We start from the raw sequence: 16,729 nt of genomic DNA on the forward strand, positions 1-16,729 counted from the left end.
CTCTATGAATTCAACATATTGTGTTCTATTTATTTTTAATACCACTATATATTGATTTAGATTCAATAAAATACTAATTTGTCAAACTCAAAAATACATAGAATTAAGAGAATACTAGAGAAATCCTATCAATCCCTGCAGAATATGATAAATATCGCCATTTTTCACGACTTGCACAGAAAAAATAAAGCAGAAATTATATACTCTGCTTTATCGATTCTTTAAATGAAAATTCTACCACAATAGTTGTTTTTCACTATCTCATAAAGTTCCATTCATCATTTTCATAGCGACTTTTGGCAATGTCCATGACAGCATTCATTTCATCTGCTGTTAATTGATACGGTTCAAGGTTAATATTCAGGCCTTCTTCAAAGCCAACCTTAAAAGCTCGTTTCGCCTCTTCAAGAGTTACTCTTTTCGGACTGATTTCATTAATCGCAACTGCTTTATTCTTAAACGATCGTTGCATACGCTCTTTCACACGGTCATTCGGAAATTTAAATAAGCTGAACAGCTTATCTTCATCCACGTCAATTAATATAGAACCATGTTGAAGGATAACACCTTTCTGTCTTGTTTGTGCACTGCCAGCCACTTTTCTACCCTCAACAACAAGTTCATACCAACTTGGAGCATCAAAACAAACTGCAGAATGTGGACTTTTCAAAGCATCTCGGTCTGCATCTGTTGTAGGAACAGCAAAATAGGCTTCTAAACCAAGTTGGTGAAATCCTTTTAGAATTCCTTCTGAAATGACACGATAGGCCTCGGTTACCGTTTTTGGCATTTCCGGGTGTGATTCAGAAACAATAACACTATAAGTAAGCTCATGTTCATGAAGAACAGCCCTGCCGCCTGTAGGTCGTCGCACAAAACCAATATTTTTCTCTCTAACGGCGTCCATATTAATTTCTTTTTCTACCCTTTGGAAATAGCCAATTGAAAGAGTTGCCGGATTCCATCCATAAAAACGAATGACTGGAGGAAATTTACCTTGGCTGTTCCATTCTAGCAATGCCTCATCTAATGCCATATTAAACGCTGGTGAGCCATTACCAGAATCGATAAACCTCCATGTTTCTTTCTCCATTTAACCACCCTATTCTTTCTTAATTCAACCATATAAGTCTAACAAAATAATAGTAAAAAACAAAGTATGTTTTCTTACTAAAGTTTTTTAATCATCTCTCTTTACTCATCGTACAAATGAAAGATATAATAATGAATAGCGTACTTTAGCTTAGAAAGGAGCAATTATTGTTGGAATACATTCTATTAATCCTGATTGGGGTAACGGTGATTTATCTTTTATTTAACATCCTCCAACAACGACGGATTTTAAAAACCTTAACGGAAGAAGAGTTTCGTGGTGGATATCGAAAAGCACAGTTAATTGATGTTCGAGAACCAAACGAATTTGAAAATGGACATATCCTCGGTGCTAGAAATATCCCACTTTCCCAATTGAAAATGCGACTTCAAGAAATTCGTCCAGACAAGCCTGTATACTTATATTGCCAAAACGGTCAAAGAACAGGACGCGCCGCTCAAATCCTTTACAAAAAAGGCTATAAAGATCTTTCACAATTAAAAGGCGGCTTTAAAAAGTGGTCGGGAAAAATTAAAACAAAGCAAAAGAATTATTGAAAAAAGCTGACTCATTGAAGTCAGCTTTTTTATTTATGTTAGTTTAAGCGTTTGTCCCTAATAAAAACATTCCTTTTCGGTCATACTAAGCCATAATTAAAATTTCGGCATTATTCCTAGCTAATATTAACCCAGTTTAACAGTATAATTAACTTTTGAGAGGTGGAAGTAATGACGGTACAAATACAATTTGATCACTCGTGGCAAGAGGAATTACTGACCCGGATTGATCAGGATGGACCATGGGGCAATTGGGAATTATTTAATTTAGCTGTTGAAGTGGAGAAACATACCGTCATTCCTGAGTTCGAAGGCTTGCTGGCACCTAAACATTTATCCCACTTAACTCCACTGCCTCACCAACTCGAAGTCGCTAAGCAAGTTGTTGAAAATATGAACGGAAAAGCGATCTTGGCGGATGAAGTGGGACTTGGGAAAACAATTGAAGCTGGTTTAATTCTAAAAGAGTACATGATTCGCGGCCTCGTCAAAAAAGTCCTAATTCTTGTTCCCGCTTCACTCGTTACCCAATGGGCATCTGAACTTAATTCGAAGTTTTTTATTCCTGCGGTTACACAACGAAAAAGCTATGTATGGGATCAATGTGACATTGTAATATCTTCCATTGACACAGCGAAACGATCTCCACATAAAGAAATAATTTACGAACAGAACTATGACCTCATTATTATCGATGAGGCTCACAAGCTCAAAAATAATAAAACGAAAAACTATGAGTTTGTCCAAAACTTAAAAAAGAAATTTTGTCTTTTATTAACCGCTACTCCCATTCAAAATCGAATCAGTGAGATTTTTAACTTAGTTTCTCTATTAAAGCCAGGGCATCTTGGAAGTGAATCGGACTTTTATAATAAATATAAAAAGGATTCTCGCTCCCTTGATGATCATGAGCATCTAAAAGAACTGGTAAATAAAGTTATGATCCGTAACCGTCGTGCGGATACTGGGATCGAATGGACAAAACGGATTGTTGAGACGGTTAGCATTGAATTTTCTGAGACTGAAAGAAACTTATATGAAGCGGTCTCAACTTTCGGGCAAAATGAGTTAATGAGTAAAAGTCAATTTTCGGTTATGACCCTACAAAGAGAGGCTTGTAGCAGCCGAGAATCTGTATATTATACGCTCAAAAACATGCTTCAAAAGGCTGAAAATCCGACAAATGGCTTTCAAGAGCAAATCGAGCATTTAATGTCTCTTGTGGAAGCAGTGGATAAGAATTCTAAAGCTGAGAAAGCTTTAGAGTTAATTAAGGAAATTGATGACAAGGTAATTATTTTCACCGAATACCGGGCTACCCAATTTTATTTACAATGGTTCTTAAAACAAAATGGCATTACATCTGTACCGTTCCGCGGTGGCTTTAAGCGTGGCAAAAAAGATTGGATGAGAGAGCTCTTCAAAAACAACGCACAAGTCTTGATCGCCACAGAGGCTGGCGGGGAAGGAATAAACTTGCAGTTTTGTAACCATATCATTAATTACGATTTACCATGGAACCCAATGAGGCTCGAGCAAAGAATCGGACGGATTCACAGGCTTGGCCAAGAAAAGGACGTAAAGATTTATAATTTTGCCGTTAAAGGAACGGTTGAAGATCATGTAATGAAATTATTATATGAAAAAATTCACTTATTTGAAAAAGTAGTTGGCGAGCTTGATGACATTTTAACAAAATTAGAGTTTGGAAATTTCGAAGACCACTTAATCGATATATTTAACCATTCTTCCTCAGAAGGTGAAATGAAAATAAAAATGGATAACCTTACATCGATGATCCAATTCGCTCAAGAGGTGAAAGGGGAAAGTCAACATGCAGCAGCAGGAAATTCATAACTTATTAGAGCGTTATTTTTTAGCAAATGATTGTGAGATTCTTACAAACAAACCTGGCTATATGGACATTCAATTAACCATTGATCTAGATAAAGAATTAATGAATCGTCCCTTTTATTGGCATTATCTAGAAAAAACAGGGGGAGTCCCAAATCCCATGAAACTCTCCCTTATTACTGATCCAAATGAAGCTCCTGAGGGGATTAAAGGGGAGAATATCCATTTTGGATCACCAAGGCTTCACCAAATTTTTGAGTCAACCAAAAAGCTGGCAGGCTATATCCGCTTGTATGAAAAATCAGCTTCTGTTCAAAAGCAGACTCCATTAAAACCTTGGATTGGTTTGAACTTAAAAGTTTCCTATCAATGCGACCGAAAGAAAGATGTTTTCCATTCCATTGGGCTGAATTTAATTAACGGACAATTTGTTGAGAATTTTCATGATAACTTATTACAACTCGAACTAACCCCAAAAATTCCAGATTATTCCTTTACCTTATCACCTTTAATCATGCCAAAAAGTGGTTTAAGGCGAATTGAGAATTATTTAACAACAAAAATACATCAAGAGGACCATTCTTGGGCAGAAGAAGCGAAAAAGCGCTGGCAAAAAGATTTAAATTTGCTGGAACATTTTTATAAAGATTCTGAAGAAATAGGGGAAAGTTACGAAATTGAGAAGCAAGCATTAAGAGATCAATATGAACCGAAAATTATCATTTCAATTATTAATGGAGGTTTATTTTATTTGATAAAGTGAAACTTACATCAGGGGGGTTTTCCTTTATCCCCTACTGTTGCTTAATTGAGGTCAACAGCATGCTGGTCACACAGATGTTGCCTTAGGTGTACTTAGTCTGTGTTCAACTTCCCGAGCTTTACGGCAGTTAATCCCCTAACTAGCCCTCTATTATTGTACTCAGAATATGAGTCGAGGGGCTTACTACCCGTTAAGCCTGATAAATTAAACGAAAAGGGCTGCTCATGTTTTGGCAGCCCTCTCCTGTTTCTCTTCTCTCTTCTCCTTAAATTTCAACATTAAAGCATAAGGAACAATCCCAAACCATCTGTACAGAAAATCAGCTTTGCGATCCCTTTTTTCCTGACGCAGCTTTTTACGCTCATCTTTTGGTTGATCGATATACTGAACAACCGTTTGAGTAAGATATTTAACATAATCATTTGTTTTCATTTGGACATACCCCCGACCAATCTTTATAAATAACCATTAAAAGTATGTCCTAATTATTCCCTCTCTAATACATAACTTATGACCATTAATTGACTTCAAACCAGTTAATAATCTTATTTAGATTTCGATTATAAATAGCAACCCCTTTAAAAACGGCATCATTCCCTTCCAACTTTATAGTAATATTTATGTCTAATAATTCTTCTGTCTGTTCAATCATTTGATATTCGACTACACCATTTTTAAACTCAAAAGTACCATTGTTCTCAACTTTATCATCGACAGATAAATAAGAATTTAATTGCTCCATTGCACTTAACAAATAATAATCTTGTTTTAAAATCATTTCTGTTTCCTGAAACATCCTTTTTTCTGCAAGAAAATGTTCGACTCTCATCACCAAAACGGTAGACAAAAGAATAATTAGACAAAGTGTTATGGGGTATGTAAAGCCATTCTGATTGCGGAGCATTTATACACCCTCACTAATTAAGGTACGGATGATGGTCGAGTTATTTTGTTGATAGTTATCACGAACTGAAATTTGCACTCCCCTAACCGTCTCCTCAAACTTAACACTGTTGATATTTTGGAGCATAATCTCATGGCCCATGGAACCTACTCTTCTTCGAATATTCGTGCCATACCTCTCATAGCTAATCTCTTGTCCACCTTTCAGTAAAATCAATTGATTGTTATTGACATAAACGTGTTCACTCATTCTAATTTCCTTTTTAGTTTGTGAAATAAACACCTGCCATTCCATCTTTTGTAAACTTTTGTCAATTATTTCATTTTTATAAATCATATTTATACCTAAAGGAATAAAACTAGCAATGATTAAAAAAATCGAGAAGGCCATTAACATTTCAACGAATGTAAACCCTTGATTATTGAATAGTTTCTGTAAATTGTACAGTTTCGCCAAATACGTTTTCATAGCGTATGGATACCTCGCTTTTTAACTCATCCTTTTCATCGTCCCAAGTGATATCGTATTCTTTACTATTTTTTGTTACACTAAAGTTCGTTCTTTCAGGTTTTTCAATAACTACTTTTTGCACATACTCGTATAAAAAGTGATTAGCCTCAGATTTCTCTTGAATTTCAACAGTTTGTTTAGTTAGACTGATCATCATCGGAACTAAAATACTCGCTACTAATATCCATCCCGAAAGGCTAATTAACAGTTCAGACAAATAATAACCTTCATTCCTTGACAACATAAAACCTACCCGCTCCAATTTGAAAAACCACCTTGTATTTTACTTTTCCAACGACAAAGAAAAAAGTTCCAAATCCTGATACCCCTCCATCGGGCAAAATCTCAAATGTGACGCTGTTTCTTTTTCCTAAAGATCCCTTTTCTATTTTGATGCTATCCGGAATTGGCCGGTCGATAATAAATTTATTTGTATTTTTTTCTTTTACAAAATAATTTTCATTCGATTGTATATGAAAAAATAATAGTGATTGATTAGAAATGGCATATTGTTGGGCATAAAGAATGTCAGATGTAAATGTCGATATAAACCGTTCTTTTTCGACAAATTGATAATGAGGTTTGATTAAGAAGAAAGAGAGCGAAACCAGCAACACAAAAATACATAATACAATCAAGCTTTCGATCAAGGTAAAACCAGCCTGATTATTTCTCATTTTAACTCAACAGTTCCATCTGCTAAGATTACAATTGCTTTACCAGTAGGACATTCAGTGCTAGTAATATAACCATCACTAAGCTGGGCTACTGTAGGGATTTTGTTATGATCCATTATATAGGCTTGGACCTGTCCTTGAACCATTTTTTGGTATGCTTCACACCCCTTTTCGTTAATACTTGAATTATTTTTAGTCACATTTGGAACTGTAATTAAGAGCAATATTGAAATAACTAAAAGAACTACCATCATTTCTATCAATGTGAAACCTTTTTGATCTTTTAACATTTTCATTTTCATAGTCTCCTTTATTTAACTGAAGGCCTAACCTCATTCAGCCAGGTAGTGGTGAAGGGTTTCTGTCCTATCAAAAACTTTCAGTACAAAGAGCATTCGCTGAATTGAAGTTAAATTCCATCTAATAATTGAAACATTGGGATCAATACAGATAAGTACATAGATACAATTAAGAGGCCGATTAAACTATATAAAATAGGCTGTAGTTGCTTCATAAGTTTTTCCGTCTTTTCTTCTAATCGTGAAAAGCACTGGGTAGCAAAAAACATAAGCTCTTGTGATAGTTTTCCATTTTCTTGACCATGTTTCACAATTGTAGCTAACTCTTTTTCAAAAAAAGAGTAATGCAATAAAATCCGTTCGAGTTTCTCGCCTTTTCGTAAATTCTCCTTCATATCTTTTCCTAGTTGTTGATAGAAAGGCTGGTCTTCGTGTTGTTCAAACAAGGTTAGGGCTTCATTAACACTTAACCCACCAGATAATAGATGGCTTAATTGGGTCGAGAAATAATGGGTATAAAATAATCTTAAATAATTTGAAAGAAATGGAACTTTCATCAAAAGGATTTTTTGTTGCAGAGGAGAGATTTTCCGAAAATGAGAAAAATAATAGTAAATAGATAAACCTACAATGAAACTGAGTAGAAAAAATAATAGGGGAACTGCATGGTCGAGATTATTGATCATCCTTGTAAAGACATTAACCTCTAAATTCATCGTAGAAAATAACAATGAAAAACGTGGCAATAAATACTTCTGAACAAAAGTAAACAAAATGATTGTAGTCCCTATTAGAAAGAGTGGATATGAAAATAGCTTTTTCAACTTTGTTAAATCTTTCACTTTACTTTCAATCATTTTACTGCCTTCGATAAACGCTGTAGCCAAACCACCATGCTTCTCGGCAAAAAACACATAACCTGTTAGATGTTTATCAAAGTGTAACTTTTGCAAAATGGAGTAAAATGGATAACCTTCTTTTAATAAAATAAGACCTTCCTTGATTTGACCTCTTCTTTGCTTTGGTAAATGAATAATTAATGATTCAAGAGCATCTGATAAGGGATATCCTCTGACTAAAAGCTCACCTGTCATCTTTAGAAAACTCGCCTGTTCTAGTAAAGACCACTTATTTTTCATCTGTAAACACCCATCTGTCATACTCATCTTCTTTAATATAACCTAAAGCAATTCCCTTTCTAATGACATCCCTTAATGTTTGATGAGGACTGATTAACTTTTCTCCCTTTACTTCACCAAGTGCCGATGAAAGTGACTTGCCAGAAAGCAATTCAAAGACACTGGACCTTTTGGCTTTACCGTAACTTAAACAATAGGGTGAACATTCTCCAGAACAGTAGGGACAGGTTAGCTCAACAAGTCTTTGAGCCGTAATGGCTACTAATGTCTGCTGTATCTCCTGCCAATTTACCCCAAATTCCACAAGTCGATAAATGGCCCCCTTAGCATCTCTTGTGTGCATTGTCGTCAACACCAAATGCCCTGTTAGTGCAGCACGTATCGCAATTTTAGCTGTTTCCGCATCACGTATCTCTCCAACCATAATAATATCAGGATCATGTCTTAAAATAGCTTTTAAGCCAGTCGTGTACGTTATTCCGGCCTTTTCATTTACTTGCACTTGAAGTACCAGTTCATTCTCTTTTTCAATCGGGTCTTCTAAAGTAATAACATTTCGATTGTATAAATGGGATGTTTCATTAAGAAGTGAATACAAAGTGGATGTTTTTCCACTACCTGTTGGACCAGTTAGTACAATTAAACCATGTGAATGCTTTAATAAAGCTAATAATTTTCTAGTCATAGACGGGAAAAGTGAGATTTGGTAAATGGGAATGTGTTCATGAAGGGGGAGAAGTCGGATCACTAGGCTTTCACTTTGTGCGGCTGGAAGCGTGGATAAGCGAAGACCTACCATTTTTCCATCAATTACGTAAGAGCAGGAGCCACTTTGGGGTCGCCGGCGTTCACCAATATCCATGGAAGCGGTAAATTTAAAATGAGAAACGAGACGATCACATTCTTCTTTTGGCAAATGCAGCTTTGGAACTAATTTGTTAGAGATTCTAAGTTGTACGAGAGTATCATTTCGACGTGGGATAATGTGGACATCAGTGGCGCAACTTCTGACTGCATCTGTGATGATTTTATCAGCGAGGCTTTCAATTGAACTCAAAATTACATACACCGCCTTTTAAATAGTATACTAAGAAAGATTCTCCCCTTTTTTTAAAATACCTTCTCTATAAAAAAATAAGCACATGTATTCTAATCATTGTTCACAAATTATTCATAATAGCCGGCTAATTATTGACACAATAATTAAATTTTTCTAAAAATAAGACGTTAATTGTGAACGTTTTCTAAACTTATGGTGAATATAGTGTAAACCTTTTAAACTCAATATTATAATAGAATAAAGTATAGAGTCTCGAGGTGAGCTTCATGGAACAAACACTCAAAATAACCAATGTACTATCCGATCCAACCCGTTATTATATTTATAACTATATTTCGACACGACACCAAGAAGTAACAGTACAAGAAATTGCTGAAAAGTTCGATATTCACCCAAATGTTGCACGTCTTCATTTAACAAAGCTAGAAGATGTAAATATGCTCGTATCTGAAACGAGAAAAACAGGAAAAGGCGGGAGACCAAGCAGACTTTATCGTCTTTCAAAAGATGTCATTCAACTCCACTTTCCATACCGCGATTACCAATTACTCTCTAAAATTGCGATTGAGACAATGGCTTCTTTAGGGGAAGTTGGGCAAAAGGCACTTTATGAAACAGGTCGAAAGTTTGGTCTAGAGTTGATTGAACAGGAACTTTCTAAAAACATGCAGTCAGTGGACAAGTTAACCTTTGACGAAAAGATCAATATTATTAAAACAGCTTCTACAATCGCAGGACTTTCTCCTGATTTTCAAGTCAGCGAAGACAAAACAAAGGTACATTTCCAAGTTTTCAATTGTCCATTCAAAGAAGTAGCTCAACAACATATTGAAAATGTTTGTGAAATGCATGTTGAATTCCTTAAAGGAATGTTCCAAGCATTATTTAGTGATATTGACCTAATAGAGGGAGATAACATGCTTAAAGATAAAGGTTGTGAAGCATGTACGTACAAAGCTGTTTTTGCTAATTAACTTCTACACCATTAATAATTTATAAAAAATTATATACATGCCATCAAAAAACAGAAGTCATTTGGCTTCTGTTTTTTGATATATTTTAAAAATAAAGATTTGTTTACTTTTTCAGAATACTTCATTATAATAGTGGTGAACTTATTAAAGTCAAATCTCTGAATCAAAGGGGGTATACGCTTGGATCGAATGTTTCGAGTACTGGGTTTTTGGACAGGAATTTTTGCTGTTATGTTCTATGTAGGGGATATGTATACAACATCTTTAATCTTCTTAGGTCAAACAGGTTTCTTTATCCTTCTTAGCTATTTAAAACTTACTGAGCGTATGTACATCTATATTTTTGGTGCTTATTTAACCATTTTCTTTATCGGCTTTACATACTGGACCACCTTCATGATGGTCCCTGGAGCCGGTGGACATTAAAGAGTGACTAGTATAAAAAAGTGATGTCAACTAAACATCACTTTTTTATATTCTTCAAGTTTTTTTCTGTACCAAAACATGGAAGCTATCACTGATTCCCTGTGGCATAACTAAACTACGAATTGCTCGATTGCGCTTGTTCGTTTCTGAAAATGGGTTGTGGTCACTATGATTTTCTAACTCTTCTAGGATGCCAATGTCTATTAAAAATTCGTATTGCTTCCACCTATTTATTTTCTTAAGGTTATACCTTTCACCAATTCCTTCTAGTACATCCCAATGAATATGACTTGTAATGTCCATTTCTCCAGGATGTTTGAGTACATTCTTCACAAGTTTATGCTGGTAATAGCCTCTTAAGCTTCCTTCTCTTCTTATAGACTCTTGCCATTCTTCATTGCTATATCCATAGTCAATGGTTACGAGAAACCCATCGTTCAGAACAGAACTAATGTTAGAAATCATTGTTTCCATGTCAAGCGATATCTCAATTCGCTGCCCTTCAACTAAATTAATTTTGTATTCCTTGATAAAATTAGCAATGGCATTATTTGATAGTGGAACAACCTTTTCTACTAAATGCTTATCTTCAATGGCAACCATAATTTCGTTTAACACACCTTGATTTTTTTCAATCACATGGACCGGAAAAGCGTCAAATAACTCATTACTAAACAACATTCCTTTAAACATCTCTAGATCCTTAACATGATCAACATACTTTACATTCCAATCTTTATCGAATTGCTCCTTTTGCAATCGAATATGATAGGGACTTTTTTCAATGATAATATAAGTCAACTCTCTTTGTTGACAACACCTATACCATTCTTCCATAAACGCCTTTGCAAAACGGCCATTGCCTGCCCCTAACTCACAAAATACGGGAGGCAACGAATATTCTTTTGTTTGATTTATAAACCATTTTGCGATCATCTTTCCTAGTATATCTGAGTAATTACTTGAGGTAATGAAGTCTCCCTTAGTTCCAATTTTTTCTTTATCCCTCATATAGTATCCATATTGTGGATCGTACAAGACAAAATCGATGTATTCGTAATAAGTAATCATTTTAGAAGGTTTACTATTAATTATATCCGTTAGAATTTTCTGCAAATTTATCACCATATTAGTTTAACACCATTGACATAGTGTTATTTTTATTATATCGTTTATGTAGTAGTTAAAAAATAACCCTCCCATTACTAGAATTCGAATATCCCCAGAAAAACCCTTTCTTCATTGAAAGGGTTTTTCTAATTTTAAGGAGTCATTGCAAATATATATTCCTTAAAAGCCATTTAAAAATGGATTAGTATTCATCTCGTTCCCAATGGTCGTTACTGGTCCATGTCCGCAAAGTACAGCTGTGTTCTCTGGTAATGTTAGTAGTTTATCATGAATGCTTTTTAGCAGTAGTTCTTGGTTTCCTCCAGGCAAATCTGAACGACCAATACTTCCACTAAATAAAGCATCTCCTGAGCATACGATTCCAGCATCCTCAAAATATAATGAAATGCTGCCTGGAGAATGACCAGGTGTTTCATAAATTTTAAATGAAAAAGATTCAATCGTTAATTCTTGTTCACCCATAATGATTTCATCCGCTTCATTTACCTGTACTTTCCCTGCAGGCATCTTTTCTGATAGGTTAAGTGCTGGTGATGAAAGCCAATCTTTCTCCAAATGGTGGACATACACAGGAATATCATAAGCACTTCGAATCGTATCAACGGCTCCAATATGATCATAATGAGCATGAGTTAATACAATTGCAATTGGTTTTAAATCTTCTTCACGAAGGTATTGAATTAGCTTCTCACCTTCACTACCTGGGTCAATGATTAAGCATGAAAAATCCTCTTTCTTTAGGACATAACAATTGGTTTGCATTTGTCCTAGTGGAACTTGTTTCCATTCCATTGTACTGGTTCCTCCTCTTTCAACACTATTCAAAATTATTTTACACTAATTTTAGATAAAAACGAAGCAAACGAGTTTATATGTACTATTTAGAAAAGTCCAACTATTTAGCCTCGACAAACTTTCAGAAAAATTATAAAATAGAGGAGGTTAGTCTTTACAGTAAAATTCAACTTTGAAGTAAGTTGGATCGAACGAACAAAAAGGGGGCACTTTAATGGGTACTGTCATTATCTTCCTACTAGTAGCAATTCTAGCGGCTATTGGTCTCTTACGTTCTTTAAAAAGTAAAAATATTTTAGGTATCCTTTTTGCTTTTGGTACTTTAGCCGTCTTTGGTTGGTTCTCTATCATGACCTTCTTAAATAATGGTTTTCCAGCTACACATTAAAAAGCACCTCTAGGGGTGCTTTTTAATTGTAATTCATTTATATCAATCTACATATATAAACTAGCTAAGAAAATTCCCAGTACCTCTTCATATATTTTATCAAATTGAGAGATCGGAAGAGGGTTAACACCAGAACCTAACTCGAGTGTGAAGCCTGGCTTTCTAAATTCTTGAATAAACCAATCTTTGTAGCCTGCATGACTATCTACATATTGAATCGCTCGATAACCGCTGACTCTTTGAAACTCAGCTGCTATTTCTCTTGATTCTGGTGGTTCTAAGCCTTCATATCCCCAATAAAACTCTTCGCCTTGAGTATGGTATGCCAGCAAACGATCAAAATCATGCTTCTGTGCAAGATCTGCCATTGCCACTGTCTCGGGTTCGGTTAATGGGGCATCTCCTGGATAATCCCTTGGTGCAGGTGATTTAGGTTCTTTTCTCTCCTTCTCGATTTCCCAATTTGCAGGAAATTGATTATTCAAGTCAACTCCACGTATATTTGCCTTCCATCCGCTAAAATCAGTACTTCCATTATTGATTTCAAGTACTTCTTCACGGATAGATTCTGGGGGACCGTTTAGAACTAAATCAGCCCCATCTGGATTCACCATTGGCACAATCGATAAGTCAACCGATTGGTATAAAGGCATTGTAACCAGTCCTCTAATTGGTTGGTTGTTCGTTAATGATAATAAAAACGTATTTAAGTGAGCCATTAAAATGGGAGTTGTAATCCATTCATTCGCATGGAAGGAAGCATTGATATGAACTTTCTTCGTTCCCTTACCAAGTCTTATTTCAAATAAATCCTTGTCTAACACACTTTTTCCAATGCTCCGAATTCTAATAAACGGAAATTGCCTTTTTAAGGTTTGAATATCTCTGACAAGTTGAGCATAATCATAATTTATATTTCGATTAATGATTGATTGGATCACTCGTATCGGGATCCCGATGGTTTGACCTACCATTAATCGATTTGGATTTACGGACTGATTTAATAGCAATAAAGCGTCAACAGAAAGGTTTCTAGACCGAGCCAGTTTCCAAAAGATATCACCTTTTTTTATATTATAGGATTGAACGTAAAATCCTGGAATTTGGATTTCCTGCCCCACTTGTAACCTCTCAACATTGATTCCGGGATTGGAATCAATCAATAAGTTGATAGGAATCATAAACAATCGACTATAATACCAAAGTGTATCCCCTTGACGAATTTTTACCTGCATATTTCCTCCTCCTTCCCATCACAACATACTTATGATGAAATAGAAGGAATCATGACTTCTCCAAATTCTAGCCTGATAGCTTATTTCCTTTTTTCCTTTACTTGTTGGATCTCATGCCTCAACAACAAAATTGCCGACTGATACTCCCGTATATCCATTAATTGTGCTCGATATAATTCATGTACTTCTGATTCCATTAACTCAAGATCGGATATACGATCTCCAATATAAATAATAATGCCAAACTTTTTTAAGTATTGCTGGATGTCATAAATTGTTTTCATTTTCGTTTCCTCGTTTTCACTTATCACTAATTTTAATTTAAGTATAATCCAAACAAAGATTGCTCTCAAGAATCTTTCAAAGAGAGGGACACTCCCTGACCTATGTATATTTTTGTTATTGCTGAATATATTTATCTGGGACAACCCATCGTTATTTTAAAGGAGAATGACCATTGAAAAAATATGCTGGGATGATAACTATGTTTGTACTTTCGTTCATGATCTTTACAATGTTTAACACATCATGGCAAGTCAAAGAAAGTTTTACGTATTTTCCAAGTAATCAAGAAGTTTTATATCAGTCTGCAGAAACAACCTTAACTTTTATGAATGATACTCAAAAAGGATATGAATTGCTATGGAGGACAAGCTCAACCCTTGATCGAAAAGCCTACTTACGTCAAGACATCAGTCTTTTATTTGGAAATGGAAAATTAATTAGCATTATGGGGAAAGATTGGTATCAAGACGAGGATAAAATCAACCTTCAAAGCTCTTTAATCCTAAACGATAGCACCAACTTTAAAGCCATTAGTTTTCATCATGCAGAAATCCATGAAAAGGACAGAATAACAAGTTCTCAAAAACATTCTCATGACGAACTCTATGTCTTAGATTCTAAATTTCATCCCCTTCATTCTTTCCGCTTGCCTGTTCATCAACAAGATGAGGAATGGAAAAAACTAATTGATGACTATATTCAAAAGAAATTAAGTCATAGTCTTGAAATCGCGGAGAAATATCATGAATTCAACCAAAACCAATATACAATTATTCCATTAACAAGTATTTATCAATACGAAGAACTTCCACTTCCTGGCTTTAATGAAAAGGAAACAAGGGAAATGCTTGGCCGCCTTTGGGAAGGGTTATACAAAAACTATTTCCTAGGAGTCAAAAAACAAGATGGCAATGTAACTGATCCAGTTGGCAGTACCATCCCATTAATTTTATTGGCTCGTGATCAAACCCACCTACTAGTAATTAGCGAACTAGAAGATGGGGAAATTATGCTCCTAAAGCAGACGATTCCCTATCAGAAGACGTAATTTCATTTAACCAACTCTTATAGTCCTGATTAGATGGCTGTAAAGATAAAGCTTGGCTTGCATATTCTATTGCTTTAGAGATATTTTCTTCATTGTAATAAACAATGGATAAATTATAGAAAGCTTCATGAAAATCAGGTTTTAATTGGATTACTTTATATAAATGAGTTTTTGCTTCCTGTATTTTTCCCATTTTTATTTCAGAAAAAGAAAGCAAGAATAAAGTATTTACAGTTTCCTTATTTTCGATATTAAATTCATTCAAGATTGTATAGGCTGCATCAAACTGTTCCTTTTCAATATAGGATTGTGCCAAAACAAGGGCTGAGTGCTCATCAACAAATTTCCCAGGAGTAGCAAAGCTAAATTGAATAGCGCCCGTTACTAGGAAACCACTTAAGACCACTGCTGAAATTTGATATAAAAATTTTTTAGTGTTAGGGAAATGAACAATGGCCGATGCAAGAAAACCACCGATCAAACCACCAATATGGCCAGCATTATCAATTCCTGGTATTGAAAAGCCAAATATTAAGTTTACTGCAATTAGAATGATAATATTAAACCCCATCGTTCTTTTAAAAAGTTTTGGATAAATGAGACCAAAATATAATAAGGCCCCGAAACAGCCAAAAATAGCTCCACTGGCACCTGCTGAAATACTAGAACTAAACAAAAGACTAGCTAACGCTCCAGTAAATCCTGCAAACAAATAAATAAATAGGAAGCGAAGATTACCATAAATTTTTTCAACCATAATTCCAAGATAATATAGAGCCATCGTATTCATTAATAAATGCAATAAACCGATATGAATGACAATCGGGGTGAAGAGCCTCCACCATTCTCCATCATGAAGAATAAGCCAATTTACCTTTGCCCCGAACTGGATTAACACAGATGTATTCGTGCTGCCTCCAGCAAATTCCATTAATAAAAAAATGAGAACCTGAATCCCTATGAAAAGATAAGTAAATATAGGCTTTCCATTATTTAATAAAGCCTTTTCTGATTTTATTTTTTCCTCCACAGCTAATAAAAAGGCTTTTTTTTCTATTTCAATTTCACCTTGTTCATAGTCCTCTTGTAAATTAAAGTCAAAAGAGGAGGAAAAAAGCTCTTCTAGTTGTTGGGCACCGCTTTGTCTGTCACAAATAATAGTTGTGACCTTTGTCTTTCCACCTTTTGGGTGAACCAGAGGTTTCTCCAGACGGAATTCATAGTCATCTACAGGTGGATACGGTGTAACGTATATATTTAGTACATGTGCATGGCGTCTTCTTAATTGTTTTCGAACACTTTCACCATTTATCAATGTTAATTGAATATCACGTTGCATCCAATTACTCCAATCTAGATCATGTAAATGAATGCGAACGAATGATGAATCATTCTTCTCGGTATTTTCAAGCCATATTTCCTTTTGGCTTTTTGATAGTTGTAAAAACCGATATCCGTGTTCACGAATCAGTAAATGGGCCAGCCTCCAATAAAGATACTCTTCTCGAAAACTCAACATCTTTCCCACTTTCTATATAGCTTTTCATTTTTAGTTTTACTATAGGCAATTTTACCTCATTCGTAAAGAAAT

At 35.0% G+C, this 16,729-nt stretch carries 21 protein-coding genes; 7 read left to right on the forward strand and 14 right to left on the reverse strand.

What is annotated here, in order from left to right; translation table 11 throughout:
- Window positions 1–256 precede the first annotated feature (256 nt).
- A complete protein-coding gene (locus R4Z10_RS15695; RefSeq protein WP_338470229.1) occupies window positions 257–1,093 on the reverse strand; it encodes a biotin/lipoate A/B protein ligase family protein in 837 nt (278 codons plus the stop codon).
- 167 nt (window positions 1,094–1,260) lie between these two features.
- Here R4Z10_RS15695 and R4Z10_RS15700 point away from each other — a divergent pair, with 167 nt between their 5' ends.
- The 3 genes from R4Z10_RS15700 (at window position 1,261) to R4Z10_RS15710 (ending at window position 4,267) form a co-directional block, all read left to right on the forward strand.
- Window positions 1,261–1,650 carry a rhodanese-like domain-containing protein gene (locus tag R4Z10_RS15700; RefSeq protein WP_338470230.1) on the forward strand — a complete coding sequence of 130 codons (390 nt, stop codon included), beginning with the start codon at window positions 1,261–1,263 and terminating at the stop codon, window positions 1,648–1,650.
- A 171-nt stretch (window positions 1,651–1,821) separates the two neighbouring features.
- Window positions 1,822–3,507, forward strand: a complete 1,686-nt coding sequence (locus R4Z10_RS15705; RefSeq protein ID WP_338470231.1) for an SNF2-related protein — start codon at window positions 1,822–1,824, stop codon at window positions 3,505–3,507.
- Window positions 3,485–4,267, forward strand: a complete 783-nt coding sequence (locus R4Z10_RS15710) for a YqhG family protein (protein WP_338470232.1) — start codon at window positions 3,485–3,487, stop codon at window positions 4,265–4,267. The genes R4Z10_RS15705 and R4Z10_RS15710 overlap by 23 nt, the downstream gene beginning before the upstream one ends.
- 222 nt (window positions 4,268–4,489) lie before the next feature.
- On the opposite strand, the gene R4Z10_RS15715 is transcribed toward R4Z10_RS15710, so the two are convergent.
- The 8 genes from R4Z10_RS15715 to comGA all read right to left on the reverse strand — a co-directional run bounded on the left by R4Z10_RS15715 (window position 4,490) and on the right by comGA (window position 8,853).
- On the reverse strand, window positions 4,490–4,699 hold the full coding sequence (locus R4Z10_RS15715) for a YqzE family protein (protein WP_338470233.1): 210 nt from the start codon (window positions 4,697–4,699) through the stop codon (window positions 4,490–4,492).
- Between the two features lie 85 nt (window positions 4,700–4,784).
- Window positions 4,785–5,096 carry a competence type IV pilus minor pilin ComGG gene (comGG, locus tag R4Z10_RS15720; RefSeq protein ID WP_338470234.1) on the reverse strand — a complete coding sequence of 104 codons (312 nt, stop codon included), beginning with the start codon at window positions 5,094–5,096 and terminating at the stop codon, window positions 4,785–4,787.
- A gap of 75 nt (window positions 5,097–5,171) precedes the next feature.
- On the reverse strand, window positions 5,172–5,639 hold the full coding sequence (gene comGF, locus R4Z10_RS15725) for a competence type IV pilus minor pilin ComGF (RefSeq protein WP_338470235.1): 468 nt from the start codon (window positions 5,637–5,639) through the stop codon (window positions 5,172–5,174).
- Window positions 5,590–5,922, reverse strand: a complete 333-nt coding sequence (locus R4Z10_RS15730; protein ID WP_338470236.1) for a hypothetical protein — start codon at window positions 5,920–5,922, stop codon at window positions 5,590–5,592. The genes comGF and R4Z10_RS15730 overlap by 50 nt, the downstream gene beginning before the upstream one ends.
- Window positions 5,909–6,358 (reverse strand): competence type IV pilus minor pilin ComGD, encoded by a 450-nt coding sequence (gene comGD / locus R4Z10_RS15735; protein WP_338470237.1) that lies wholly within the window; start codon window positions 6,356–6,358, stop codon window positions 5,909–5,911. Before comGD ends, R4Z10_RS15730 begins: the two co-directional genes overlap by 14 nt.
- Complete coding sequence (gene comGC, locus R4Z10_RS15740) at window positions 6,355–6,654, reverse strand: competence type IV pilus major pilin ComGC (RefSeq protein WP_338470238.1); 300 nt, start codon at window positions 6,652–6,654, stop codon at window positions 6,355–6,357. Before comGC ends, comGD begins: the two co-directional genes overlap by 4 nt.
- A 113-nt stretch (window positions 6,655–6,767) precedes the next feature.
- Window positions 6,768–7,796 carry a competence type IV pilus assembly protein ComGB gene (comGB, locus tag R4Z10_RS15745; protein ID WP_338470239.1) on the reverse strand — a complete coding sequence of 343 codons (1,029 nt, stop codon included), beginning with the start codon at window positions 7,794–7,796 and terminating at the stop codon, window positions 6,768–6,770.
- Window positions 7,786–8,853: a competence type IV pilus ATPase ComGA gene (comGA, locus tag R4Z10_RS15750; protein ID WP_338470240.1), complete on the reverse strand. Its 1,068-nt coding sequence runs from the start codon at window positions 8,851–8,853 to the stop codon at window positions 7,786–7,788. Before comGA ends, comGB begins: the two co-directional genes overlap by 11 nt.
- A gap of 269 nt (window positions 8,854–9,122) precedes the next feature.
- Between comGA and R4Z10_RS15755 the strand changes: the two genes are divergently transcribed.
- Window positions 9,123–9,830: a helix-turn-helix domain-containing protein gene (locus R4Z10_RS15755; RefSeq protein WP_338470241.1), complete on the forward strand. Its 708-nt coding sequence runs from the start codon at window positions 9,123–9,125 to the stop codon at window positions 9,828–9,830.
- Between the two features lie 180 nt (window positions 9,831–10,010).
- Window positions 10,011–10,256 carry a DUF2626 domain-containing protein gene (locus tag R4Z10_RS15760; RefSeq protein ID WP_338470242.1) on the forward strand — a complete coding sequence of 82 codons (246 nt, stop codon included), beginning with the start codon at window positions 10,011–10,013 and terminating at the stop codon, window positions 10,254–10,256.
- Window positions 10,257–10,310: 54 nt separating this feature from the next.
- Here the strand turns inward: R4Z10_RS15760 and R4Z10_RS15765 are convergent, their stop codons facing one another.
- A complete protein-coding gene (locus tag R4Z10_RS15765; protein WP_338470243.1) occupies window positions 10,311–11,327 on the reverse strand; it encodes an SAM-dependent methyltransferase in 1,017 nt (338 codons plus the stop codon).
- Between the two features lie 219 nt (window positions 11,328–11,546).
- Complete coding sequence (locus R4Z10_RS15770) at window positions 11,547–12,179, reverse strand: MBL fold metallo-hydrolase (RefSeq protein ID WP_338470244.1); 633 nt, start codon at window positions 12,177–12,179, stop codon at window positions 11,547–11,549.
- A 217-nt stretch (window positions 12,180–12,396) separates the two neighbouring features.
- Here R4Z10_RS15770 and R4Z10_RS15775 point away from each other — a divergent pair, with 217 nt between their 5' ends.
- A complete protein-coding gene (locus R4Z10_RS15775) occupies window positions 12,397–12,570 on the forward strand; it encodes a DUF2759 domain-containing protein (protein WP_338470245.1) in 174 nt (57 codons plus the stop codon).
- Between the two features lie 47 nt (window positions 12,571–12,617).
- On the opposite strand, the gene R4Z10_RS15780 is transcribed toward R4Z10_RS15775, so the two are convergent.
- Both R4Z10_RS15780 and R4Z10_RS15785 read right to left on the reverse strand, forming a co-directional pair.
- Window positions 12,618–13,805: a M14 family metallopeptidase gene (locus R4Z10_RS15780; protein ID WP_338470246.1), complete on the reverse strand. Its 1,188-nt coding sequence runs from the start codon at window positions 13,803–13,805 to the stop codon at window positions 12,618–12,620.
- A gap of 80 nt (window positions 13,806–13,885) precedes the next feature.
- Window positions 13,886–14,089, reverse strand: coding sequence for a YqgQ family protein (locus R4Z10_RS15785; protein WP_338470247.1), 204 nt, complete (start codon window positions 14,087–14,089; stop codon window positions 13,886–13,888).
- Window positions 14,090–14,262: 173 nt separating this feature from the next.
- On the opposite strand from R4Z10_RS15785, the gene R4Z10_RS15790 reads away from it, so the two are divergent.
- A complete protein-coding gene (locus R4Z10_RS15790; protein WP_338470248.1) occupies window positions 14,263–15,138 on the forward strand; it encodes a hypothetical protein in 876 nt (291 codons plus the stop codon).
- Here the strand turns inward: R4Z10_RS15790 and R4Z10_RS15795 are convergent.
- Window positions 15,098–16,657, reverse strand: coding sequence for a rhomboid family intramembrane serine protease (locus R4Z10_RS15795; protein ID WP_338470249.1), 1,560 nt, complete (start codon window positions 16,655–16,657; stop codon window positions 15,098–15,100). The two genes, R4Z10_RS15790 and R4Z10_RS15795, sit on opposite strands and share 41 nt — an antisense overlap.
- Window positions 16,658–16,729 lie beyond the last annotated feature (72 nt).

The organism is Niallia sp. XMNu-256 (assembly GCF_036670015.1).
Taxonomy (GTDB): Bacteria; Bacillota; Bacilli; order Bacillales; family Cytobacillaceae; genus Bacillus_BD.

Bases quoted from the DNA above. Each gene is read 5' to 3' on its own strand.
- R4Z10_RS15780 (WP_338470246.1), bottom strand. From the start codon at position 13,805: ATGCAGGTAAAAATTCGTCAAGGGGATACACTTTGGTATTATAGTCGA.
- R4Z10_RS15705 (WP_338470231.1), top strand. From the start codon at position 1,822: ATGACGGTACAAATACAATTTGATCACTCGTGGCAAGAGGAATTACTG.
- comGD (WP_338470237.1), bottom strand. From the start codon at position 6,358: ATGAGAAATAATCAGGCTGGTTTTACCTTGATCGAAAGCTTGATTGTA.
- R4Z10_RS15775 (WP_338470245.1), top strand. From the start codon at position 12,397: ATGGGTACTGTCATTATCTTCCTACTAGTAGCAATTCTAGCGGCTATT.
- comGG (WP_338470234.1), bottom strand. From the start codon at position 5,096: ATGAGAGTCGAACATTTTCTTGCAGAAAAAAGGATGTTTCAGGAAACA.
- comGC (WP_338470238.1), bottom strand. From the start codon at position 6,654: ATGAAAATGTTAAAAGATCAAAAAGGTTTCACATTGATAGAAATGATG.
- R4Z10_RS15755 (WP_338470241.1), top strand. From the start codon at position 9,123: ATGGAACAAACACTCAAAATAACCAATGTACTATCCGATCCAACCCGT.
- comGF (WP_338470235.1), bottom strand. From the start codon at position 5,639: ATGAAAACGTATTTGGCGAAACTGTACAATTTACAGAAACTATTCAAT.
- R4Z10_RS15795 (WP_338470249.1), bottom strand. From the start codon at position 16,657: ATGTTGAGTTTTCGAGAAGAGTATCTTTATTGGAGGCTGGCCCATTTA.
- R4Z10_RS15770 (WP_338470244.1), bottom strand. From the start codon at position 12,179: ATGGAATGGAAACAAGTTCCACTAGGACAAATGCAAACCAATTGTTAT.
- R4Z10_RS15785 (WP_338470247.1), bottom strand. From the start codon at position 14,089: ATGAAAACAATTTATGACATCCAGCAATACTTAAAAAAGTTTGGCATT.
- R4Z10_RS15765 (WP_338470243.1), bottom strand. From the start codon at position 11,327: ATGATTACTTATTACGAATACATCGATTTTGTCTTGTACGATCCACAA.
- R4Z10_RS15715 (WP_338470233.1), bottom strand. From the start codon at position 4,699: ATGAAAACAAATGATTATGTTAAATATCTTACTCAAACGGTTGTTCAG.
- comGB (WP_338470239.1), bottom strand. From the start codon at position 7,796: ATGAAAAATAAGTGGTCTTTACTAGAACAGGCGAGTTTTCTAAAGATG.
- R4Z10_RS15695 (WP_338470229.1), bottom strand. From the start codon at position 1,093: ATGGAGAAAGAAACATGGAGGTTTATCGATTCTGGTAATGGCTCACCA.
- R4Z10_RS15710 (WP_338470232.1), top strand. From the start codon at position 3,485: ATGCAGCAGCAGGAAATTCATAACTTATTAGAGCGTTATTTTTTAGCA.